Source organism: Rhizobium sp. PAMB 3182, assembly GCF_052908355.1.
In genome coordinates this window covers 3,880,103-3,901,636 of the sequence record NZ_CM128607.1, presented here as the reverse complement: position 1 = coordinate 3,901,636, position 21,534 = coordinate 3,880,103, and the positions used below count along the sequence as shown (strand labels likewise).

General features: G+C 60.4%; 27 protein-coding genes and 1 tRNA gene. 13 read left to right on the top strand and 15 right to left on the bottom strand.

Features of this window, described 5'->3' with window-relative positions:
• Positions 1–48: 48 nt before the first annotated feature.
• A complete protein-coding gene (locus ACU5AZ_RS18680; RefSeq protein ID WP_446823817.1) occupies positions 49–609 on the bottom strand; it encodes a DUF924 family protein in 561 nt (186 codons plus the stop codon).
• A 200-nt stretch (positions 610–809) separates the two neighbouring features.
• Between ACU5AZ_RS18680 and ACU5AZ_RS18675 the strand changes: the two genes are divergently transcribed.
• A complete protein-coding gene (locus ACU5AZ_RS18675) occupies positions 810–941 on the top strand; it encodes a hypothetical protein (protein WP_446823816.1) in 132 nt (43 codons plus the stop codon).
• Here ACU5AZ_RS18675 and ACU5AZ_RS18670 read toward each other — a convergent pair.
• From ACU5AZ_RS18670 to ACU5AZ_RS18655, 4 genes are all read right to left on the bottom strand, one after another.
• Positions 932–1,007, bottom strand: a tRNA-Lys gene (locus tag ACU5AZ_RS18670). The genes ACU5AZ_RS18675 and ACU5AZ_RS18670 overlap by 10 nt on opposite strands.
• 149 nt (positions 1,008–1,156) lie before the next feature.
• Complete coding sequence (locus ACU5AZ_RS18665) at positions 1,157–2,077, bottom strand: PhzF family phenazine biosynthesis protein (protein ID WP_446823815.1); 921 nt, start codon at positions 2,075–2,077, stop codon at positions 1,157–1,159.
• Positions 2,078–2,147: 70 nt separating this feature from the next.
• Positions 2,148–2,867 carry an NUDIX hydrolase gene (locus ACU5AZ_RS18660; RefSeq protein ID WP_446823814.1) on the bottom strand — a complete coding sequence of 240 codons (720 nt, stop codon included), beginning with the start codon at positions 2,865–2,867 and terminating at the stop codon, positions 2,148–2,150.
• Between the two features lie 8 nt (positions 2,868–2,875).
• Complete coding sequence (locus ACU5AZ_RS18655) at positions 2,876–3,988, bottom strand: endonuclease/exonuclease/phosphatase family protein (protein ID WP_446823813.1); 1,113 nt, start codon at positions 3,986–3,988, stop codon at positions 2,876–2,878.
• 174 nt (positions 3,989–4,162) lie between these two features.
• Between ACU5AZ_RS18655 and ACU5AZ_RS18650 the strand changes: the two genes are divergently transcribed.
• Positions 4,163–5,227, top strand: a complete 1,065-nt coding sequence (locus tag ACU5AZ_RS18650) for an aldo/keto reductase (RefSeq protein ID WP_446823812.1) — start codon at positions 4,163–4,165, stop codon at positions 5,225–5,227.
• A gap of 32 nt (positions 5,228–5,259) precedes the next feature.
• On the opposite strand, the gene ACU5AZ_RS18645 is transcribed toward ACU5AZ_RS18650, so the two are convergent.
• On the bottom strand, positions 5,260–6,480 hold the full coding sequence (locus ACU5AZ_RS18645; protein WP_446823811.1) for an aminotransferase-like domain-containing protein: 1,221 nt from the start codon (positions 6,478–6,480) through the stop codon (positions 5,260–5,262).
• Positions 6,481–6,620: 140 nt separating this feature from the next.
• Positions 6,621–7,226 carry a TetR/AcrR family transcriptional regulator gene (locus ACU5AZ_RS18640; protein WP_446823810.1) on the bottom strand — a complete coding sequence of 202 codons (606 nt, stop codon included), beginning with the start codon at positions 7,224–7,226 and terminating at the stop codon, positions 6,621–6,623.
• A gap of 69 nt (positions 7,227–7,295) precedes the next feature.
• Here ACU5AZ_RS18640 and ACU5AZ_RS18635 point away from each other — a divergent pair, with 69 nt between their 5' ends.
• Both ACU5AZ_RS18635 and ACU5AZ_RS18630 read left to right on the top strand, forming a co-directional pair.
• The gene (locus tag ACU5AZ_RS18635) at positions 7,296–7,787 is read left to right on the top strand and encodes a cupin domain-containing protein (RefSeq protein ID WP_446823809.1); all 492 of its coding nucleotides are present in this window, start codon (positions 7,296–7,298) and stop codon (positions 7,785–7,787) included.
• Positions 7,788–7,813: 26 nt separating this feature from the next.
• Entirely contained in the window at positions 7,814–8,197 is a 384-nt protein-coding gene (locus tag ACU5AZ_RS18630) for a hypothetical protein (protein WP_446823808.1), read from the top strand.
• Positions 8,198–8,278: 81 nt separating this feature from the next.
• Here ACU5AZ_RS18630 and ilvC read toward each other — a convergent pair whose 3' ends face one another.
• Together ilvC and ACU5AZ_RS18620 are read right to left on the bottom strand one after the other, a co-directional pair.
• Positions 8,279–9,298, bottom strand: coding sequence for a ketol-acid reductoisomerase (gene ilvC / locus ACU5AZ_RS18625; protein ID WP_446823807.1), 1,020 nt, complete (start codon positions 9,296–9,298; stop codon positions 8,279–8,281).
• A gap of 52 nt (positions 9,299–9,350) precedes the next feature.
• Positions 9,351–9,992, bottom strand: a complete 642-nt coding sequence (locus ACU5AZ_RS18620; RefSeq protein WP_446823806.1) for a TetR/AcrR family transcriptional regulator — start codon at positions 9,990–9,992, stop codon at positions 9,351–9,353.
• Between the two features lie 614 nt (positions 9,993–10,606).
• On the opposite strand from ACU5AZ_RS18620, the gene ACU5AZ_RS18615 reads away from it, so the two are divergent.
• From ACU5AZ_RS18615 to ACU5AZ_RS18595, 5 genes are read left to right on the top strand one after another with little or no spacing between them, the layout of a single operon-like run.
• Positions 10,607–10,855, top strand: a complete 249-nt coding sequence (locus ACU5AZ_RS18615) for a hypothetical protein (RefSeq protein WP_446823805.1) — start codon at positions 10,607–10,609, stop codon at positions 10,853–10,855.
• Between the two features lie 29 nt (positions 10,856–10,884).
• The gene (locus tag ACU5AZ_RS18610; RefSeq protein WP_446823804.1) at positions 10,885–11,133 is read left to right on the top strand and encodes a hypothetical protein; all 249 of its coding nucleotides are present in this window, start codon (positions 10,885–10,887) and stop codon (positions 11,131–11,133) included.
• Positions 11,134–11,185: 52 nt separating this feature from the next.
• Entirely contained in the window at positions 11,186–11,434 is a 249-nt protein-coding gene (locus ACU5AZ_RS18605) for a hypothetical protein (protein ID WP_446823803.1), read from the top strand.
• Between the two features lie 51 nt (positions 11,435–11,485).
• On the top strand, positions 11,486–11,734 hold the full coding sequence (locus tag ACU5AZ_RS18600) for a hypothetical protein (protein WP_446823802.1): 249 nt from the start codon (positions 11,486–11,488) through the stop codon (positions 11,732–11,734).
• A 51-nt stretch (positions 11,735–11,785) separates the two neighbouring features.
• Positions 11,786–12,037: a hypothetical protein gene (locus ACU5AZ_RS18595; protein WP_446823801.1), complete on the top strand. Its 252-nt coding sequence runs from the start codon at positions 11,786–11,788 to the stop codon at positions 12,035–12,037.
• Positions 12,038–12,142: 105 nt separating this feature from the next.
• Here ACU5AZ_RS18595 and ACU5AZ_RS18590 read toward each other — a convergent pair whose 3' ends face one another.
• On the bottom strand, positions 12,143–12,511 hold the full coding sequence (locus ACU5AZ_RS18590) for a winged helix-turn-helix transcriptional regulator (RefSeq protein WP_446826054.1): 369 nt from the start codon (positions 12,509–12,511) through the stop codon (positions 12,143–12,145).
• A 200-nt stretch (positions 12,512–12,711) separates the two neighbouring features.
• Here ACU5AZ_RS18590 and ACU5AZ_RS18585 point away from each other — a divergent pair, with 200 nt between their 5' ends.
• The gene (locus ACU5AZ_RS18585; protein WP_446823800.1) at positions 12,712–13,593 is read left to right on the top strand and encodes an SDR family oxidoreductase; all 882 of its coding nucleotides are present in this window, start codon (positions 12,712–12,714) and stop codon (positions 13,591–13,593) included.
• Positions 13,594–13,674: 81 nt separating this feature from the next.
• Here the strand turns inward: ACU5AZ_RS18585 and ACU5AZ_RS18580 are convergent, their stop codons facing one another.
• Positions 13,675–14,427: a pyridoxine 5'-phosphate synthase gene (locus ACU5AZ_RS18580; RefSeq protein ID WP_446823799.1), complete on the bottom strand. Its 753-nt coding sequence runs from the start codon at positions 14,425–14,427 to the stop codon at positions 13,675–13,677.
• 432 nt (positions 14,428–14,859) lie between these two features.
• Between ACU5AZ_RS18580 and ACU5AZ_RS18575 the strand changes: the two genes are divergently transcribed.
• Together ACU5AZ_RS18575 and ACU5AZ_RS18570 are read left to right on the top strand one after the other, a co-directional pair.
• Positions 14,860–15,543, top strand: a complete 684-nt coding sequence (locus ACU5AZ_RS18575; protein ID WP_446823798.1) for a MerR family transcriptional regulator — start codon at positions 14,860–14,862, stop codon at positions 15,541–15,543.
• Positions 15,544–15,678: 135 nt separating this feature from the next.
• A complete protein-coding gene (locus ACU5AZ_RS18570; RefSeq protein ID WP_446823797.1) occupies positions 15,679–16,185 on the top strand; it encodes a DUF4405 domain-containing protein in 507 nt (168 codons plus the stop codon).
• A 25-nt stretch (positions 16,186–16,210) separates the two neighbouring features.
• On the opposite strand, the gene ACU5AZ_RS18565 is transcribed toward ACU5AZ_RS18570, so the two are convergent.
• A complete protein-coding gene (locus ACU5AZ_RS18565; RefSeq protein ID WP_446823796.1) occupies positions 16,211–17,191 on the bottom strand; it encodes an AraC family transcriptional regulator in 981 nt (326 codons plus the stop codon).
• Between the two features lie 117 nt (positions 17,192–17,308).
• On the opposite strand from ACU5AZ_RS18565, the gene ACU5AZ_RS18560 reads away from it, so the two are divergent.
• Positions 17,309–18,193 carry an SDR family oxidoreductase gene (locus ACU5AZ_RS18560; RefSeq protein ID WP_446823795.1) on the top strand — a complete coding sequence of 295 codons (885 nt, stop codon included), beginning with the start codon at positions 17,309–17,311 and terminating at the stop codon, positions 18,191–18,193.
• On the opposite strand, the gene ACU5AZ_RS18555 is transcribed toward ACU5AZ_RS18560, so the two are convergent.
• From ACU5AZ_RS18555 to ACU5AZ_RS18545, 3 genes are all read right to left on the bottom strand, one after another.
• Complete coding sequence (locus ACU5AZ_RS18555; RefSeq protein ID WP_446823794.1) at positions 18,190–19,317, bottom strand: ATP-dependent DNA helicase; 1,128 nt, start codon at positions 19,315–19,317, stop codon at positions 18,190–18,192. The two genes, ACU5AZ_RS18560 and ACU5AZ_RS18555, sit on opposite strands and share 4 nt — an antisense overlap.
• A gap of 145 nt (positions 19,318–19,462) precedes the next feature.
• Entirely contained in the window at positions 19,463–20,614 is a 1,152-nt protein-coding gene (locus ACU5AZ_RS18550) for a radical SAM protein (protein ID WP_446823793.1), read from the bottom strand.
• A complete protein-coding gene (locus ACU5AZ_RS18545) occupies positions 20,611–21,483 on the bottom strand; it encodes a glycosyltransferase family 25 protein (protein ID WP_446823792.1) in 873 nt (290 codons plus the stop codon). The genes ACU5AZ_RS18550 and ACU5AZ_RS18545 overlap by 4 nt, the downstream gene beginning before the upstream one ends.
• Between the last annotated feature and the right edge of the window lie 51 nt (positions 21,484–21,534).

Below are 21,534 nucleotides of genomic sequence, written 5' to 3'. Positions count from 1 at the left end.
CATTTTCGACCGCGAGGAAACCCTTGCCGACGCGCGATCCCGGGCAGACTAGAAGCCGGCGCCGGGTTGCGCCAGATAGGATTTCTCCGCGTCGGTGGACTCGCGCCCAAGTATGGCATTTCGATGGGGAAACCGCCCATATTTGGCGATCACCTCATGGTGCCGCCGGGCGTAGTCGAGGAACTCCTCGTTGCCGAGTGTCTCCATCAGCTCCACGCAGCGCGTCTGGTCTTCGATATTCTCCGAATGCTCGTACGGCATGTAGACGAAGACACGCCGTTCGAGGTCGATCTTCCTGTCCACGCCCGTCTGTACCGCGAGCTTGGCCTGACGCAGCGCCAGACCGTCCGTCGCAAAGGCCAGAGGCGTAGCGCGGTACATGTTGCGCGGCAGCTGGTCGAGAACGATGATGGCCGCCAGAAACGCCTCCGGCGTCTCATGCCACTCGTCGCCGATATGATTGGCAAGGCTCAGATGCGTCTCGGCAAACCGCTTGCGGATACTAATATCGAGCTCTGGCGAGGATTTGAACCAGTCCTCTCGCGTCAGTTCCTCGAACCAGAAATGCAGGATTTCCGCCGGCGATGCGATCGCCACATAGTCGGACATGCCAGTCTCCTCCGTGCTAGCCCATGCCGTCGGCGGCACCACCGACATTAGCCTTGGATTGAGATGCGGGGTCAACCCGCGACGTGGATGTGCGAAGGTGCAACTTGAATGCCGAGACAATCAGACTTCCGGTGTGGTCAGCCTCTGCGTGACGGAGCCAAAGACGAGGATTTCTCTTCCAGGCGGTCATCGCAAACAAGATGGCTGCCGACCAGCATCAGCACCAGACGGTTCCTGAGGACAAGCATCTTTCCGCGCCCGTGAGCGGCGCAGAAACTACTTTAATTAATCAGCGGAAGTTTTTGGTTTTCAAGAAAGAATTTGGTGGGTGATCACGGGCTCGAACCGTGGACCCGCTGATTAAGAGTCAGCTGCTCTACCAACTGAGCTAATCACCCACACCCTGCGTTGCTGCAGTGTGTGGGCGATATAGACAGGTTCTTTTTTAATGTCCAGAGACAAAATCATCTTTTTTTCGCAGGTGCCCAAAAGGGCCGGAAACGCGGTGAAAAACGACAGTCTTGCTGTCGGCCACACCCGCGGCCGATCAAATGTCGAGCGTGCCGGACGCGATACGAACCGCCTGTCCGCCGATTCTTGCCGTCGCGATCGCGCCTCCCGCGACGCTCATGTGCAGATGGATGAAGGACGGACGGCCCATTTCCACGCCCTGCTCCACCACGAGGCTGTGATGGCCGTCATTGAGGTCGTCATAGAAGCGGATCGCCCCCGACAGCGCCGCCACGGCTGCGCCCGTCGCCGGGTCTTCGGCAATCCCCATATCCGGCGAAAACATCCTCGCATGGAAATTGGCGTGGTGATGGATGCCGCCGCGCGTATAGACATAGGCCGAGGCAAGCCTCCCCTCCACGAAAGGAACGGCGCGCTCCCAGAGCGTCGGATCGAATTCGATCTGCGAGGCGGTCGCGACATCATGGACGGGCACGAGGAGAAACGGCACGCCGGCGCTCCAGATGCTGATCTGGTGGTTTTCGAAGCCGAGCTGCGCCGGATTGAGGCTCAGCGCTTCGGCGATGCCTTCCTTCTCCAGCGGCAGGGCGATGCTGTTCGATTTGCGCGGCAGGTCGAATTCGGCAAAGCCCGCGCCATCCGAGCGGAGCTTGACGGCGCAGCGCACCGGTCCGACCTCCTCTTCCAGAACCGAGACGACGTCGATGTCGGTGGTGCCGTTGCGCTCGTGCTTTTCCTCCGCCAGCGCCACGGCGGTACCGACCGTCGGATGTCCGGCAAACGGCAATTCGCGGCCGGGCGTGAAGATCCGGATCTTCGCGGTATGGGCCGGGTTTTCCGCCGTCAGCACGAAGACGGTTTCCGACAGGTTCATTTCCCGGGCGATCGCCTGCATGGCTTCCGTGGAAAGACCTTCTGCATCGAATATGACGGCAAGCGGGTTGCCAGCAAGTTTCTTGTCCGTGAACACGTCATAGATACTGTAAGCCCGCGGCACACCTTACCTCCTGAATCATGAACCGGCTGCACCGTGCCTTACAGGCCACCGCCGCGCAACCCCTTGCTGTCTACCCCCGGTCTGACCCGAAATAATGGTGAAGAATTGGCAACATCGCCCGTGAATAGCGATGGGCGTCCGGCCGGCCCGAGGTAATCGCCACCGCATCGGCGATCTCGTCCTCATGCCCGTTGGCGATATGCGCGCGAATGTCGGCAATCAGCGAATCGGCCGTACGGTCGAAATGGAAATATCGGAAGACGGTGAAATGCCGTCCGACGCGGAAGACATGCAAGGCATCCGCCGCTCGCGCATCCTTGAGCGTCAGTCCCGTTTCCTCCAACACCTCGCGCGCCATGTTGCCGGCGAGATCGCAGCGCCCGTCGACGACGTCGCTGTCGTCGATGCCGCCAGCCGGGCAGTAGACGAAGCCGCCGTTCAAGGTGTGCTCCGACATCTTCACGGCAATCAGAGCCCCGTCGCTGGAGACCGGCACGGGAAAGCCGAAGAGATGAAACCCGGCCTTCGGTTCGGCATGACGCCGCCACCAGAGAAAGGTCGCATAATCGACGACAAAACCTTCAGCGCGCAGAACCCGGTCCTCGATCGCGACTCGATCCTGAAACACCACCCGGCCATTGAAGAGCGCCGGCTTGGCGGCCTTCTCCTTGTCCCAGTTTGCGGCAATCGCCGAACAGTTCTCTCGTTCGATGGGATGAACCCCGTCGTGAACGCGCAGATCGAAGGCGTCGATGTCGATCACCTCGCCCTCGCCCGGCAGGTCACTCATAATGCCGCTCATAGGATGTCCAGCGTGATGGCGACCGGGCAATGGTCGGACGCCTTCGGGCGATCCCAACCGGTGCGCGGATAGCGCTCCACCTCCTGGCCCGGCGGAAAGATCGTGCGATAGGGCTGGCCGTTGCGAATGATCTCCGGAACGCGCCGGGCATTGTCTGCGGCAAGCTTGGGCGACAGCCATATATAGTCGAGCTGGCAGAGATGGCGCTCCTGCGGCCCGCGCGAATGATAGAGCGTCCAGCGGTCCATCACGTCGCGGCGCAGGAGCGCGTTCTCGGTGAAACCGTCGCGCGAAAACACATTCAGCGCGCTTTCCGCTTCCTCCACAGGGTCGAAGGCATAGCCGTTCAGCCGGTCGCCGCTGATGACGATCTTTTCCTGATAGTCGTTCATGTCGCCGCAGATCGCGAACCGCTTGCTGGCGCTGCCACCGCGCCCGAATCGTTGCTCTATGATGTGGCGCACCGCCTTCGTTTCCGCCTCGCGGATCGCCATGGTGGCGATACGGCTGTCCATGCCCTGCCGCCCGCCGCCGCTCATCGATTTCAGATGCACGACATAGAGCGTGAACGGCTTGCCGCCGATCTTGAGATCCATCTCCAGGCAGTCGCGACGGAAGATCCGGTCGTCCGGCCGGTTGGTCTCGGCAATCTCCGGCGTATAGAGATCGAGGTCGCGATAGGTGAGCGCCGCATGGCTCTTGATGTCGGAAACCTCGATCGGCTCGCCGTCCGCGGTCTCCTCGCGCATCATCACGGCGACATCGATGCCGCGGCTGTCATTGCCCTCGATCAGGTATTTCTGCCGGTAGCCGGCGCCGACCATGCGAAACAGATAGCCGTATTCGAAGGCCTTCAGGGCGTCGATGTTGTCGACCTCCTGCAGGCAGATGATGTCCGCCCGGGTATCGGCGATCGCCAGCGCGGTGAGCTGCCGCGTATCATCGGCAGACGCCACCATCCGCGCCTCCTCCAGCCGCCGGTACTGCGCTTCGTTGTCGACGTTGAAGAGACGCAGCGCCCGGTCGCGATTGAGTTCATTGCGAAAGCCCGAGAAATCGAAGCGTTCCATCAGGTTCTCGACATTGAACGTGGCAAGGCGCAGCGACATGAAGGCCTTTCTCCGGCTGGGACTCGAAAAACACGACCGGACCCTAGGCGGAAAAGGCGAACCGATCCAGAGCCCGACAACGGTTTCCGCAAGCCGGCCCGTTTCTCGGCCCGCCGCCCTTGGCAAACGCGTCCCGCTTGCTACTTCTACCCTCAAGAGTGAAGGAGGAACCACATGCAGTATCGCCAGCTAGGAAATTCGGGGCTCAAGGTCTCGGTGCTCACCATGGGCACGATGACGATCGGCGGCCAGGGCGCCTTCAAGGCGACCGGCAATACCGGCAGCAATGAAGCCGAGCGCCAGGTCGACATCTGCCTCGATGCCGGCATCAACCTGATCGACACGGCGGACGCCTATTCGGCCGGCACGTCGGAAGAGGTGATCGGTGACATCCTGTCGCGAAACGGCCGCCGCCAGAAGTCGCTGATCGCCACCAAGGTCCGCTTTCCAATGGGCGACGGCCCGAACGATCGCGGCCTTTCCCGCCATCACATCATTTCAGGCTGCGAGGCGAGCCTGAAGCGCCTGAAGACCGACACGATCGATCTCTACCAGGTCCATGAATGGGACGGGCTGACGCCGGTCGAGGAAACCATGGAAGCCCTCGATATTCTCGTGAAGCACGGCAAGGTGCGCTACATCGGCTGCTCCAATTTCGCCGCCTGGCACATCATGAAGGGCCTTGGCGTCAGCGAGCGCAAGGGGCTGTCGCGCTTCGTCAGCCAGCAGATTCACTACACGCTGGAAGCCCGCGAGGCCGAATACGAGCTGGTGCCGCTCTCCGTCGATCAGGGCCTCGGCATTCTCGTCTGGAGCCCGCTTGCCGGCGGCCTGCTGTCGGGCAAGCACCGCCGCAACAAGGAGACGCCGGAAGACAGCCGCCAGTTCGCCGGCTGGACAGAACCGCCGATCCGTGACGAGAACCGGCTGTGGGACATCGTCGATACGCTGGTCGAGATCGGCGATGCGCACGGCGTTTCCGCCGCGCAGGTGACGCTCGCCTGGATGCTGTCGCGGCCCTGGGTCACTTCGCTGGTCATCGGCGGCCGCACAGAAGCGCAGTTCAAGGACAATGTGGCGGCGGCGGAACTGTCGCTGTCGGACGACGAAATCGCTCGACTGGAAAAGGTCAGCCGCCCGCCACTCCTCTATCCCTACTGGCACCAGGCCAGGACGGCGAGCGACAGGCTCGGCCCCGCCGACCTTGCCCTGCTCGGACCGTTCCTCAAAAAAGACTGATGCCCTCGCCTCCGGCCCTCCCCGGTTGGAGTCTAACCCGCCAGCTCTCCAGCCAGAAGACGGCCCAGACGCTCTATGCCGGTATCGATCATTTGGTCGTCGGCACAGGAGAAGCTGAGCCGCAACGTGTTGGCGCCCGATCCGTCCGCGTGGAACGCCCGGCCCGGAACGAAGGCGATCCGGTGGTCCCGGATCGCCTTGGCCAAAAGCTCGGCACCATCCATGCCGTCCGGCAGCGTCACCCACAGAAACATGCCGCCCTCCGGCTTCGTCCATGAGACACCCTTCGGCATGTGCCGCTCCATGGCCTGCAGCATGTGTGTGCGGCGGTGACCATAGGTCTCTCTCAACGTCGCGACCTGTTCGTCGAATATGGCGTTGGCGACTTCGGCGACGACCATTTGGTTGATCGTCGAGGAATGCAGGTCCGAGGCCTGCTTGATCAGCACCATCTTGGCGATGACCTGCCTGGAGGCAACCACCCAGCCGACACGAAGCCCCGGCGCCAGGGTCTTGGAAAACGTGCCGCAATAGAGTGTGCGGGTCTTCTCGATGTCGCCGCCATTGCGGGCGATATCGAGCGCCAGGATCGGCGGCAGGCTTTCACCCTCGTAGCGCAGCTGCTGGTAGGCGGCGTCCTCGATCACCGGAATGTCGAGCGATTCGGCAAGATCGAGGATCTTCTCCCGCGCCGCGACCGAAATGGTCTCGCCGGTCGGGTTGGAAAATTCCGGCACGCAGTAGGCGAATTTCACCCGACCGCCCGCCTTCGCAGCGGCCTCGACATAGGAAGATGGCTCGCGATTGGCGAGCACGTCCAGCCGGTCATAGCTTGGCTCGTAGGCGTTGAAGGCGCCGAGCGCGCCCAGATAGGTCGGCCATGACACGAGTACGGTGTCCTTCGGCGACAGGAAGAGCTTGCCGACATAATCCAGCACCTGCTGCGAACCGGATGTGATCAGCACGTTTTCCGCCGAACAGTCGATGCCGAGCACCTGCATCCGCGAGACGATCCAGTCTCTGAGCGGACGGTAGCCTTCACTGACGGAGTATTGCAGGGCGGCACTCGCCTGTTCGCCGCCGAGGATCTTGGCGAAGGCGGCGTTCACCGCTTCCTTCGGAAACAGCTTGGCGTCCGGAATTCCGCCCGCGAAAGAAATGATGTCCGGCTGCTCCAGAAGCTTCAAAAGCTCGCGGATTTCCGATGCCTTCATGCGCGACGCGCGCGAAGCGAAGACGCTTTCCCAGTCCATGGCGTGTGTTTCCTGTTTATCTTTTATCACACGATTTCAGCACGCAAATCCACATATGTCAACAATGCTGACCTATATGGATTTGTCGTTATTTTGGAATGGGATAATGCCGATTCATTGGCGTCCGAGCAGGCTGCGCCTCATCTCCTGGCGCTCGCGAGGACGCCGGCAAGCAGCATCCGCGCCGCCCAGATCGACACCTCTCGGGCTCTTGCGGGAGAAAGCTCGCATATGTCCTTCAGCACCACCTGCGTCTCGATGCCCGTCATCAGCGACAGACCGTGAATCAGGCGCTCATAATCCTTTGCCGGCAGCTCCTGCTTCAAGGGGTCCAGCGCCTCGCGAAGCCAGGTCAAGCGACGGCCACCACGCTTGGTGGCACTCTTTCCGGTCGCGGAACTCGCGAGAAGGGCGCGAAACATTGGCTCGTTGTCTTCCACCATCGCATATATCTGGCCGACCACATCCGCGAGCCGGTCCTCCGGCGCCTTGCGCACGTCGACGGCGTTCGGCAGCTCGACGGTGATGTTGCGCGCGACCGCATCGAGTGCGGCTTCCCGGATCAACTCCTCCGGCGTCGAGAAATAGCGATAGGCGGTCGCACGGGAAATGCCAGCATGATCCGCCACCTCCGCGACAGACGGCTGAAGCCCCTGCTCCGTCATTTCCTGCGCCGCCCGCAGCAGTTCCGCACGCGTCCGTCGCTTCTGGTTCACCCGTTCATGGCTCTTGTCTTGACTCTTCATGCAATCCTCTTTATGAGACATTTATCTCATTACGAGTTCAACGTATCACAAACATCGAGGGACACAAACATGCAAAACGCCGCATCCGCATTTCCTTCCGCAGAGAAGAGAGAACCGAAGATCGTTCATTTCCTCGGCAATCTTCTCACCTTCCGTGCCATGACGCGGGAAACCGATGGTTCCTTCACGCTGACCGAGTGCCTGACCGCGCCCGGAGCAGGCGCTCCCCTGCATCGGCAGGACGACGAGGAAGCCTTCCTCGTCCTTAGCGGGCGCTACGAGATTTCCATCAATGGCGAAAGCCGCATCTATGAGGCCGGCGATTTCGCCTATGTGCCGCCAAAGGCCGTCCACGCCTTCCGCAACCCGGATGAAAAGCCGGCCAAGATGCTGATCGTGAACCTGCCGGGCGGCATGCACGAAGGCTTCTTCATGACCGTCGGCGACCCGGTGACGCCCGGCGACACCGCCTATCAGGAAATGGGACCGCCCGATTTCGGTCTCCTGGCCCAGACGGCAGCCCGCTACGGCATCGAGATCATGCCACCGCAGGCAGCCTGACGGCGTGTCACCGGAGAGGGACTACCATGCAAAAGCTCGCGCATTTCTGCTTCGTTTCGGCCGCCGTCTATGCCTTCCTCGGCATGGCACTCGGCATCACCATGGCCGCGTCGCACGACCATGCCCTGATGCCGGTCCATGCGCATCTCAACCTGCTCGGTTGGGTATCGATGGGGATTTTCGGACTGTTCTATCAGGCTGCCCCGCACATGGCCCGCCGCAGGATCGCCCGCATCCACGTCGCCTTCGCAACGCTGTCGATCTGGCTTCTCATCCCGGGAATCGCACTTGCCAATCTCGGCATGACGGAGGGCCTCGCCATCATCGGCTCGCTCGCCACCATCCTGTCGATGGGCCTGTTCGTCGCAATTGCCCTGATGGCCGGCTCGCCGGGAGTCGCCGCAAGGTGAATCCAGACAGCGTCCGCTCTAAATGGAAAGGCCGGGGAAGTCGCCCTCCCCGGCCTTTTTCATTTGTGATTGCCGAATGGCTTAGTTGCGGGCCTTGTCGACCAGCGCGCCCTTCTTGATCCACGGCATCATGCCACGCAACTTTTCGCCGACTTCTTCGATCTGGTGCTTGTCGTTCATGCGGCGGATGCCCTTGAAGCGGGCAGCACCCGAATGCCATTCCTGCATCCAGTCGGAGGTGAACTTGCCGGTCTGGATGTCCTTCAGGACGCGCTTCATTTCGGCCTTCGTCTCAGCCGTGATGATGCGCGGGCCGGTGACGTATTCGCCCCACTCGGCAGTGTTGGAGATCGAGTAGTTCATGTTGGCGATGCCGCCTTCATAGATCAGGTCGACGATCAGCTTCACTTCGTGCAGGCACTCGAAATAGGCCATTTCCGGAGCGTAGCCACCTTCGACCAGCGTCTCGAAGCCGGCGCGGATCAGCTCGACGAGACCGCCGCACAGGACGACCTGCTCGCCGAACAGGTCGGTTTCGCACTCTTCCTGGAAGGTGGTTTCGATGATGCCCGAACGGCCGCCGCCGACGCCGCAGGCGTAGGACAGGGCAACTTCAAGCGCATTGCCGGAAGCGTTCTGGTGTACGGCGACCAGGCACGGCACGCCGCCGCCCTTCTGGTATTCGCCGCGAACGGTATGGCCCGGGCCCTTCGGCGCGATCATGACGACGTCGACCGAAGCCTTCGGCTCGATCAGGCCGAAATGGACGTTGAGACCGTGGGCGAATGCGATGGCAGCGCCGTCGCGGATGTTCGGAGCGATTTCCGACTTGTAGATGCCGGCCTGCAGTTCGTCAGGCGTCGCCATCATCATCAGGTCTGCCCAGCCGGCAGCTTCGGCAACCGTCATGACCTTGAAGCCGTCGGCTTCGGCCTTCTTGGCGGTGGCGGAGCCTGCCTTGAGTGCGATCGCCACGTTCTGGGCGCCGGAATCCTTCAGGTTCAGCGCATGTGCGCGGCCCTGCGAACCGTAACCGATGATGGCGACCTTCTTTGCCTTGATGAGATTGAGATCTGCATCCTGATCGTAATAGACGCGCATTGAATTTTCCTTCCCTTTGCTGTCCGTTATCTCTTTATTCCCGCACGCGACATCACATCGCGGCAATTGTCTTCTCGGTGCCGTAGAGCTTGAGGAAGGCGGTGACCGCCTTCTCCGCCCTCGCGGCATAGGTCTTTCCGTCGATCCGCTCGCCAAGCAGCATGCGCACATGCAGGTCGGCGACGATCAGGCCGTAGAGCGCCTCGTAGGCTTCTGCGCCGCTTTCGAACTGCAGCAGTCCGTCGCGGCGGCCATGGTCGAGCAGCGCCCGCGCCCGGCGATCGATCTGCCGGCGGCCGCGCTCCAGAAGCAGGTCGCCGAGCTTGGCGCCGTCACGGCTCGTCTGGCCGATCGCCAGCCGGTTGAGCGCCAGTGACACGTCTCCGGCAAGAACGTCAAGCAGGTCGCTGGCAAATCGCAGGAGATGCTTGCGCAGGTCGTCCGTCGACAGCCGCTCTCCGGCGGGCTCATAGGCCCTGACCTTGGCAGCCTGATGGGTGATCATGGCGGACAGGAGGCCGTCGCGGTCGCCGAACCACTTATAAAGGCTTTCCTTCGAGCAGTTCGCCGCCCGCGCTAGGCCGGACGTGGTCAACGCCTTTTCGCCACCGGCGACAAGCAAATGCAGCGCCGCTTCCAGCACCTCATTCTGCCTGGGAGAGAACTCCCCTGTATTTGCGGATCCGTCGAGCACTGCAATTCCTCTAGGTACCGTACGGTACGGTTCTGTCGTTTATGCGCCATCAAACCACCATTCGTCAAGCCCCTCCTGCATGGCCGGCAGCCGGGCCCCGGGCAACCGTCTGCCATTTGATGAGCCTGCGTTGGCGTATGGTGCCGCTCTCGCTCGACAGAAATTCATCGAGCATCGATGGACAAGAAGAAGCCCCCTTTGAAGTGAGCCCCCGGGCCACCACCGGATTCGAACGGCTGGCACTCCGGCAGCTTCGTCAGCCAAATCAGCCGATTCAACCCGCGGAAGAATCTCTCATAGTGCGGAATCCCATGGCCAATGGCGCATTTCGGGGCGCCGGACGGACCGGAAATAGGGATTGTTTAACACTGAACACAGCGTTCAAAAGATCAGAACAACATTATTTTTCAATCATACGATTGAGTTAATTTTGCATATTTTTCAAACACTTCCCTTCATCTGACTGTCACAAAAGTCAGTCCAGAACGCCAGATCTGACAAAAAATTAATAAGGGAGGCGATTGAAATTTTCGAAAATGGGCATATTTCTTATTCAGTCGCTTGATTAAAACGACTGGCCACACAGGCCCCAAGATACTGAAAGGAATAGAAAAATGAAAACGCTTATTGCAGCAACCCTCGTCATCGCAGCCGCTGGCGCTTCTTCGGCCTTCGCTCTGGAGCCCATCAAGGGCAGCCTGAACTACGGCACCTCGTCTGAAGTCCGCCTGACTAAGGCTCCGGCCGGCAGCGTCTTCACCCACGAGTTCTACGACGAACAGGGCAACCAGGTGAACGAACTCTACAAGGTTCAGCAGGGCGGCTCCGTCGACCTCGTCAACCGTCAGATCACCAACGACTAATTAGTCCGCATTTCCGAAAGGACAAGATCATGAAAAAACTTATTGCACTCTCCATGGTTGCAGCCGTCGCTGGCGCATCCTCCGCCTTCGCTCTGGAACCCATCAAGGGCAGCCTGAACTACGACGGCGCGTCTGAAGTCCACCTGACCAAGGCTCCGGCCGGCAGCGTCTTCACCCACGAGTTCTACAATGAACAGGGCAACCAGGTTCAGGAACTCTACAAGGTACAGCAGGGCGGCTCCGTCGACCTCGTCAATCGGCAGGTGACCGACAACTAAGTCGGTCCCCACCCTTCAAAGACAAAAATTGAAATCAAAAAGGAATACGACAATGAACAAGCTTATTGCAGCAACCGTACTCATCGCCGCAGCCGGCGCCTCTTCCGCCTTCGCTCTGGAGCCCATCAAGGGCAGCCTGAACTACGACGGCACCTCTGAAGTCCACCTGACCAAGGCTCCGGCCGGCAGCGTCTTCACCCACGAGTTCTTCGATGAACAGGGCAACAAGGTGAACGAACTCTACAAGGTTCAGCAGGGTGGCTCCGTCGACCTCGTCAACCGCCAGGTCTCCAACGACTAAGCCGAACCCTCAACCGCACGACCAAACAGACTGACCAAAAGGACAAAGACAATGAACAAGCTTATTGCAGCAACCGTACTCATCGCCGCAGCCGGCGCCTCTTCCGCCTTCGCTCTGGAGCCGATCAAGGGCAGCCTCAACTACGGCACCTCGTCTGAAGTTCGCCTGACCAAGGCTCCGGCCGGCAGCGTCTTCACCCACGAGTTCTACGACGAACAGGGCAACCAGGTGAACGAACTCTACAAGGTTCAGCAGGGTGGCTCCGTCGATCTCGTCAACCGTCAGGTCACCAACGACTAAGTCGGACCTGAAACAGAAAATCCAACCATTCTGACCAAAAGGAATAAGACAATGAAAAAGCTTATTGCAGCAACCGTACTCATCGCCGCAGCCGGCGCATCCTCCGCCTTCGCTCTGGAACCCATCAAGGGCAGCCTGACCTATGGCAACTCGTCTGAAGTACATCTGACGAAGGCTCCGGCCGGAAGCGTCTTCACGCACGACTTCTACGACGACAAGGGCAACCAGGTGGAAGAACTCTACAAGGTTCAGCCGGGCGGCTCCGTCGAACTCGTCAACCGCACGACGCAGAACAACAACTAAGCACTGATCGCTTGGTCGACCTTAAAGCCCCGGGCCTGCGCCCGGGGTTTAATGTGTCCGGCTCCCCTCCTCCTTCAGGCCCTCTTGGGAACCTGTCGAGCCGACCTACTCCGCCTGTTTCATGTCGTCATAATGGGAACGCAGCTGCTTGATGCGGTCGTGATTGCTCTCCGCCCAGACGACCAGTTGCTTCAGCGGCTTCATGAATGACAGTCCCAGATCGGTCAGCGCGTATTCCACGCTCGGCGGCTGCGTCGGATAGACCGTCCGCGAGATATAGCCGTCCCTCTGCAAGTCCCTCAATGTCTGCGTCAGCATTCGCTGAGAGATATCAGGCACCAGCCGGCGCAGCTGGCCGAAGCGCATCGGACCGTCATCCAGCGCGAGCAGCAAGAGCGAGTTCCACTTCCCGCTGATCTTGTCCATCACGTCGCGTACGGGGCACTGCCCGCCGTCAAATGTCTTGCCGCGCATGAATCCGTCAGCGTCGATCAATGTGCCCGGCTTTTCCGCGAGTGCCGTTTTGTTCATGCCATGGTTCCCTGAATGTAACCTTCTTACTCCAAGATGCCTTCTTTACACCGGATACGGAAGCGATATCTAGAGCTGGTCTACAAATGAGACCATGGCCACATGGAATAACCGCCCCCGCAGCGTCGGGGAGAAGGATGCATATGACTGAGACATTGCTCGTAACAGGCGCCTCCGGCAAACTCGGCAAGGCCGTATTGAACAATCTGCTGGAAGCAGATCATCCAGCCGGCAAGATCATCGCCACCACGCGCGACATTACAAAGCTCTCGGACTTCGCCGAGAAAGGCGTTGTCGTCCGCGCGGCAACGTTCGACGAGCCGACCTCGCTGCGGGCAGCCTTTGCCGGAGCCGACCGGCTTCTGCTCATCTCCACCGACGAGCTCATCGCGCCGGGCAAGCGTCTTGCCCAGCACAAGAATGCCGTCGAGGCGGCAACCGCAGCAGGCCTGAAGCACATCGTCTACACGTCCATGCCGAAACCGGAACCCGGCAATCCCGTTCTCTTCGCGCCCGACCACTACGGCACGGAACAGGCCATCATCGCCAGCGGCATGGGCTACACCATCCTGCGCAACACCTGGTATCAGGAGAACCTGTTCCTGGTTCTGCCCGACGCATTCAAGTCCGGCACGCTCTACACGTCGGCGGGAGATGGCAGGATTTCCCACATCGCACATGCCGATTGCGCCAAGGCGGCTGCGGCAGCCCTCGCCCCGACAACGAGTGAAAACCGCATCCTGACGTTGACAGGTCCGGAGCTTTTCACGACCGCTGAAATCGCTGCGCTGGCCACCTCGGTCGTCGGCAAGCCGCTTTCCGTCGTCAACCTTACCGACGAGCAGCTGATCGCCGGCATGGTCGCCCATGGCCTGCCCGAGCCGGTGGCCAAAATCTTTGCGTCATTTGACACCAACACCCGCCAGGGCGGCTTCGACATCCTGACCGATGACTTCGAGATGCTGACCGGTAAGAAGCCGCGTCCGCTCAAGGCATTCTTTGAACAGGTAAAGAGCCAGTTCTGAACGCCTGAAGACCCCACACATGAAAACGGCCGCCTTTCATCGGGCGGCCGTTTTCATGTTGAATGGCAAGATGCAGGCGCTTCAGACGGCCTCTCCGCACGCCCGGCGATAGCGGCGCACAGTTTCCGCCATGCCGTATTCCAGCGCATCCGCCGTCAGTGCATGGCCGATCGAGACTTCGGCAAGGTCCGGAATGTGCTTTATCAGAAGCGGCAGGTTCTCAACGGTCAGGTCGTGTCCGGCATTGACGCCAAGGCCGAATTCGCGGGCGTAACCCGCCGTCCGCCCCAGAGTTTCGGCCCATTGCAGCGCCTCGTCGGGGTTGTCGTAGCAGCCGCCATACGGTCCGGTGTAGAACTCGACACGATCGGCACCTGTCGCCTTCGCCGCCTCCATCTGCTCGCGGCTGCTGTCTCCATCCGCAAACAGCGAGACGCGCATGCCGCCCGCCTTCAGCCGCGATACGACGGTTTTCAGAAATGCCATGTTGGCGATCACATCCCAGCCATGGTCGGAGGTCGCCTGCGCCGGATCGTCGGGAACCAATGTCACCTGCTCCGGCTGTGTCTTCTCGCAGAGCGCCAGGAAGTCTTCGCTCGGATAGCCCTCGATGTTGAACTCGGCGTTCGGATATTCGTCATCGATCAACGCCCGCAGCACCGGCAGGTCGGAAAAGCGGATATGCCGTTCGTCCGGCCGCGGATGCACCGTCAGTCCGTAGGCCCCCGCGGCAAGCGCGATGCGCCCCAGCTCCCGCACGCTCGGCCATGGCAGGTCGCGGCGATTTCTCAGCATGGCAACGGCATTCACATTGACGGAGAGTTTTGCGGTCATCGGCATCTCACTTGCAGAAAATGAACCAGGGCGATTTCAGGCGGCCGATCAACTTCTAGGACTTCCCGCTACCGCGAACCAACAAAAAACACAGATGCACCTGTGGAAAAGTTTGATCGCTGCCACTCACGGTCCCGGCATGGCACAGTTTGAGCGGCAGTTACCGATGCCGGCAACGGTTCGTTGACACTGACGCAAGTTGCGGCTCGAAAGGGGGGCCTTGTTCCTATAGCGACAATTCTAACGATCAGAACTGAAACCGGAAAGAATGCCGAACTAAAGGGGTGACAATCCCCCTCTCCCACGCATACACTGCATCCACTCGCCTTACTTCAAGGGTCTGATCGGGAGCGATAGGAATGGAACGCCGGTGATCCGGCATTGATGCGTGCGGAATGGACCAGTTTGGCGGCAAAGATTGTGGGGATCGACATGCCGGATCTGAGCAAACGCTTGCAGAAGAACGGCTCTGCGAAAAGAGCCCGCAAGACGTTTCGGTACATGCCGTCCGTCCCGGTTCCGCCTGAACTCGACCGCGAAACCATCGCAATCGCCGACATGGCCAACGCCTTTGGCGTCACCCACCGCACATTGCATTTCTACGAGGAGAAGGGCCTGCTTGCCTCTGACCGGGCCGGGCTCATGCGCGTCTACCACGCGTCCGACGCCCATCAGATGGCAGTCGTCAACCTCTGCCGCGAAGTCGGCATGCCCGTCGCCGACATTCAGGACCTGCTCGAGCGCATCCGCGAGGCGGAAACCCAGGAAGACGTCGAGCAGATCTTCCAGGAGGCACTGGAGGCCCGCCGGCGCGAACTGACCGCAAACATGTCGGCGCTTCACCGGCAGATGCAGCAGATCACCGATTATCTGGAGGGCGAGACCGGCGCAGGACCCAACAACGACAACCGCACCGAACACGACCTTTCCGACGCCGAACGGGAATGCCTTGAGCTGATGGCCGAGGGCTACACGCTCACGCGGCTCTCAAGGGCGATGCAGGTACCGACGGAGAAGGTCCAGGAACTCGAACTGTCGATCATCCGCAAGTTCGATGCCAACAACCGCTTCCAGGCCGTCGCCAAGGCCGTGCTTCTGGGAATCGTCAAGACCTGATCCGCCTGGCGCCACACGCAACCGCAGCACTTGATAATTGCCATTCATTACAGGGTTTTAACTGGTTCTCCGTCCTATCGCGATCTACATCGGTGTCGTCTGATATGTGATCTTCATCGCCTAAGGAGCACCAAGATGCCCACCCTGTTTCAACGGTACGCGACCCCCTTCACCACCGGCCTCTTCCTCGTCTCGCTGATCTCGGGCATCGCGCTTTTCTTCCACTATGGATCGGCCTATTTTCACGGCATGCACGAGTGGCTCAGCATGGTGCTGATTGCCCCCTTCCTCCTGCATATCTGGAAGAACTGGCGTCCCTTCGTGAACTATCTCAAGCGGCCGCCGATGGCGATCGCCTCCGGCCTGTCCCTGGCCGCCGCCATTGCCTTTGCCGTTCCGGCGATGACGGAAACCGCAGGGGCCAGCGGCAATCCGATGGTGGCCATCTCGCAGGCGATCACCGGCGGCACGGTTGCCGACGTCGCCCCCCTCTTCGGCCACACGCCGGAAAGCCTGGCCACAGCGCTTCAGGAAAAGGGCCTCACCGTCACTTCGGCCGACAGCACGATCGCCGATGTCGCAAAAGCTTCAGGCGTCGCGGATCGGGAAATGATGTCCTACCTGGCATCCAGCCGGAAATGACCTCCGCCAACGGCCAGGGGTCACGTCACTCTGCGGCGATGGACGAGCGGTAAGCGTCGCCGGATGCAGGCCCTTCGCTGCTTTCCACGTCCGGGCGATCAGCGAAGTTTCGGGCATATTGGCGGGGCGCGCAGCCCATGACCCGCTTGAAGGCGACACCGAAGGCGCTCTCGGACTCGTAGCCGAGCCCAAGCGCGATCGAGGCGACGGAAGCACCCGAATGAACCAGCCGGTCGGCCGCCAGGCGCATGCGCCAATGCGCAAGATAGTCCATCGGCGACTTGCCGGCCGCCTGCTTGAACCTCTCCGCAAAAACGGTGCGCGACATTCCCGCCAGAGCCGCAAGCGACTGCAGCGTCCAGCGGCGGGAGGGATCGGCGTGCATGGCGGCAATCGCCGCTCCGAGCCGCTTATCGGTCAGGGCAAACAGCCAGCCGACAGCGTCTTCCGCACCCTTGTTCATGTGCAAACGGAGGGCTTCGATCAGGATCATGTGGGCGAGATGCTGCGTGACCAGGAAGCCACCCGGCTGCGCCGCGCGCAATTCCTGCATCATCCGCTCCACCGACCAGCGCAACACGCCGTCGTCTTCCTGTCGGCGGATGTGAACGACCGGCGGCAGCATGCTCAGCAATATGTGGGCATGGTCTCCGGCAAGTCCGAAGCGGCTGCTGACGAGCAGAAAGTCGCCGCCACCGTTCACCGTGACCACGCCCCCACGGCGCGCCGGCGAGAAGACCTCCGTCGCCGGGACCGCCGGAACACTCATGTCGCTTGCCATGAGGAATGGCCGGCCGCCGGCCAGCAGAAATGAATCCCCATCCTCGAGCAACACCGGTTCCTCGTCTTCGACGGCCAGCCAGCAACGACCACGGATCACGGAGCCGCATTTGATCGACCTCCGCGGATCGGGAAACTGTATCGCCCAATCCCCCTTCACATCGAAACCGGCCGACATGTGGTTCTTCGGCTTCAACAGGGACAGGACATCAGACAGCGGATCCATCATCATCTCCGGACGATCACAAGAAAAATACGAATTTTAGAACATGGATCGTACCACTGCAATCTCCTATCACCAAACGGAGACATCCCATCCCCCAGGTATCGAAGGAGATTTTCAATGCGGGTCTTTGTTACGGGCGCTTCCGGTTTTGTCGGATCTGCGGTTGTCGGAGAATTGATTGCAGCAGGTCATAAGGTTGCGGGCCTTGCCCGCTCCGAGAAAGCCGCCAAGGCCATCTCGGCCATGGGAGCGGAGGTCATCCGTGGCGATCTGACCGATCTCGCCAGCTTGAAGCACGGCGCGCAGAATGCTGACGGCATCATCCACACCGGTTTTGTCCACGACTTCTCCCGATTCAAGGAGTGCTGCGAAATCGACGTGCGGGCCATCGAGACGATGGGCTCGGTGCTTGCCGGCTCCGAGCGCCTCATGCTGGTGACTTCAGCAACGGGCATCCTGCCGTCAGGAGCGCAGGCGACGGAGAAGACGGTTGCATCTAGCGCAATCCCGCGCATGTCGGAGCAGACAGCCTTTGCGTTGCAGGAATCGGGCGTACGGGCTTCTGCAGTCCGGCTTGCACCATCGGTGCACGGCGTCGGCGATCACGGCTTCGTACCGCTGCTCATCAACCTCGCCCGCGACAAGGGTGCCGCCGCCTACGTTGGCGCAGGCGACAATGTCTGGCCGGGCGTCCATCGACTGGATGCCGCACGCCTTTACCGTCTGGCGCTCGAAAACGGCACGTCCGGCGTCGCCTATCATGCCACAGCCGAACCCGGCGTTCCGTTCCGGAAGATAACCGAGGTCATCGGCCGCCGGCTCGGCCTGCCGGTCGTCTCGAAGTCCGGGCAGGACGCCGTCGATCATTTCGGCTGGTTTGCTCATTTTGCCGAACTCGACAATCCATCCTCGAGCGAATGGACACGCCAGACGCTCGGCTGGCAACCGACCGGACCGGATCTTCTCGCGGACTTGGACCAGCCGGCTTACTTCGAAGGCTAGCGAACGATCGTCAGCGTCTCGGCGGCGCGGGTGACGGCGGTATAAAGCCATCGCTCGCGCGTGTCGCGGAAGGCAAAGCTCTCGTCGAAGAGCACGACATTGTTCCACTGCGAACCCTGCGCCTTGTGAACCGTCAGCGCATAGCCGTAGTCGAACTCGTCATAGCGCTTGCGCGTCGACCAGGGAATTTCCGTCTCGACATCCTCGAAGGCTGCCTTCAGGAGCTTGATCTTCGCCGCGCCGCGATCCATGTCGTCGTCTTCAGGCTTGATCAGCAGGTTGATGCCGGGCTTCACCGTTTCGCGCGATGATGTCATCACCTGCCAGAGCGAGCCGTTGAGCAGGCCCTTGACCTGATCGTTGCGAAGGCAGACGAGCTTGTCGCCGGCCTGCGGATAGGATGCGGTAAAGCCTTTGAGTTCGCGCAGGCGCATGTTGTAGCGGCGCCGCGTGCGGTTCGTGCCGACCAGCACCTGGTCTGCCTCCAGCACCAGATCCTGCGTCACCTCGTTCTTGGAGATCACCTGCGCGGTGCCGTAGTCGCCATACATGATCTCCTTGCCTTCGCGCACCTGCATGGCAAGATGGATGATCGGATTGTCCCGCGCCTGCCGGTGGATATCGGTCAGCAGGTAGTCCGGCTCCTGGTTGGTGAAGAAGCCACCGCCCGAGACCGGCGGCAACTGCCCCGGATCGCCGAGCACCAGGATCGGCGTACCGAAGCTCATCAGGTCCTGGCCGAGCTGCTCGTCGACCATCGAGCATTCGTCAATGATGATCAGCGCCGCCTTGGCAAGCGGGCTCTGGCGGTTGATGGAAAACATCGGCGAGACCGAGGTCTTGCCGGTCTCCTCGTCCTCCACCGTCTCCTCGCCGCGCGGGCGGTAGATCAGCGAATGAATGGTCTTGGCGTTCGAAGCCCCGCGCGAGCGCAGGACCTGAGCCGCCTTGCCGGTGAAGGCGGCAAACAGCACGTCGCCATCGACATGTTCGGCGAAATGCCGGGCTAGCGTCGTCTTGCCGGTGCCGGCATAGCCGAACAGCCGGAACACCGGCTGCCGGCCTTCCTTCAACCAGCGCGATACGGCCTTCAGCGCCTCATCCTGTTGCGGAGCAAATTGCATGGCGCGACTTGGCAGGATTCGGTGGAACAAAGCAAGTCCGGAAGAGCCCACATGCGACCTGCTGCGCACGCCGTCTCCACGAGGTCCCAAGTATCATCAATACTCAGACGATGGCATAGATCTGATAATGACCGTCACCGCGGCCTTAGGCAGACTTCGCGGCCTTGACCATCCATCGAGCCACTGCTGGCCTAAGTCGCTTCGGCGTCAGGCGGATGACAGTACCAAGAAAAGGATTGCCATCATTGCTTTTGGCAAATGCAACAGCTTTTGCTTGACCTGCGAGAGTGCTGCTTTGGCCCCGTACGCTATGGCTGATGCCGCAATACTGATTGCATTGACGCATCTTGCTGCGGATATCATCGCTTCCATACCAGAAGGCCGCGAGATCACCGCGCTTCTTCAACGATTCGCCTCTGAACCCGGAGGAAAAGCATAGCCGCGCGATGCCATAGTGGTTGACCATGATGTTTCGCTCGTAGGTATTGCAGATATGGCTCTCTGTTGCGCCCTGTGATTTCCAGCCCCGGGAGAGGTCCCCAATCCTGGCAAGCGATCGAAAATACATGCTGACTTGCTCCCTCCAAACGGGATTGAGCCCAAGGGAAAAGCGGCTGTCGGCGCGATCAATCTCTTCCAACAGACGAAGCGGATCGATGTCGGACTGCTCGGCAAAAAAAGGATCAACGTCGCCCGTCTGTCCAAAGCTCGGCTGGAGAAAGTTGAGCTTCAAGCTGTCAGCCTTGAGATCGTTCAGCACGAAATCGTAGAAAGCCTCCACTTCCTTGTGATTGGCGCCAAATATCAGGCCCATAACAATGATGCGTGATCTCGCCTGCGGCAAGCGGTCACGCGCGGCGACGAGCAGGCGCACGGCGTTGACAGCCTTATCATGCGCGCCAGAGACGCCCCGCGTTTCGTCATGAAGATCCTTGCGGTGGGAATTCAGGGAGACTGAGATTTCATGGGGGCCCTCAAGAACGAGCCGCTCGGCCATCTGAGCCGATCGCACGCGCGTGCCGTTGATCACCGAAAGGACGGTAAGGCCGCTCTCGCGTCCGTCCCGGCATATGGCGAAATACTCTTCGAGATCGAGCATAGACTCGCCGCCGCAGATCACAATCGTGCCTTTAGGACTTATCTCGGCGAACTCCGACACCAGCTCATGTCTGCGCTCTCGCGACATATACGATGCTCTGTCGTCGTCATCCCGCGTCCAATATTCGCAGTGTGTGCACTTCAAGTTGCACCGCTTGTTCATCTCTATGAACAGAAATCTGGGTGGCTTGACCCTCATGCGCCTTCCCCTCTCTCGTTCTTGTAAGACACCTCTGTCCAAATGTGGCGATAATACAAGGCATCGCGCAGATAGATGAAAGTTGACACGAGTTGCTGACCGATGCGGCGCGTTTCCCGCCAAAGCTTAGCGGTGAATCGGCGATTCGCAACACTTACGGCGATACCGTCGAGGCCGAATTTGTTGTGCCATTCCAGTTCTATTCTTCTGCTACGTTCCAGCTCTATGTCGCTGCGTGACACACCCTCCAGATCGTGCCTCCCCGCAAGATCAGCTGGAATGCAAAGAGCCGGAACACATTGGCGACAATCGACCTCATGGAACAGCGGATACCTCGGGTCCAGAAAAAGATCGTCGACCGGCTGGTCGAAGAAGCGAGGATCATCGAGCAGACGGTGCGCTGCCGACGCGCTGAGTATATATGCGCCAAGCCCCCACTGAAGCGTGTACGGGCGGCGTAAATTCACGCCGCACTCAAAGCGCGTCGTCACCGGCCCCAAACGAACCCGCTGAAAGCGCGTCTCCAAGCGGATAAAATCGCATTCAGGCGGCGACGTCGCGAGTTCGTCGAGAAAGGCCGGTAGGCGCTCCGAAAGAACCACATCGTCTTCAAGGAAAACTCCATGCGTGAGGCCAAGCTGCAGCATTCGCCTCCACGCCTTCCGATGGCTGAGAGCGCATGCGACTTCCGGTTGGGTCAAAGGCGATCTTTCGGCCCACGCCAACTCCAAATCGTCGCCAGCACTAGCAACCTGATCGGACGAGATCGCATTTATGCGCTCGGCAACGAGCCCGACACGCGATAGTTCGGCCTCAATGAAGGCACGACGATCGGGGCGACTGTCCAAGTTTACGAAGAAGATCTTCATTCAGGGAGTTCCCGTTCCAGCTTTCAAAAGACGCCATCGCACGCAGAACCA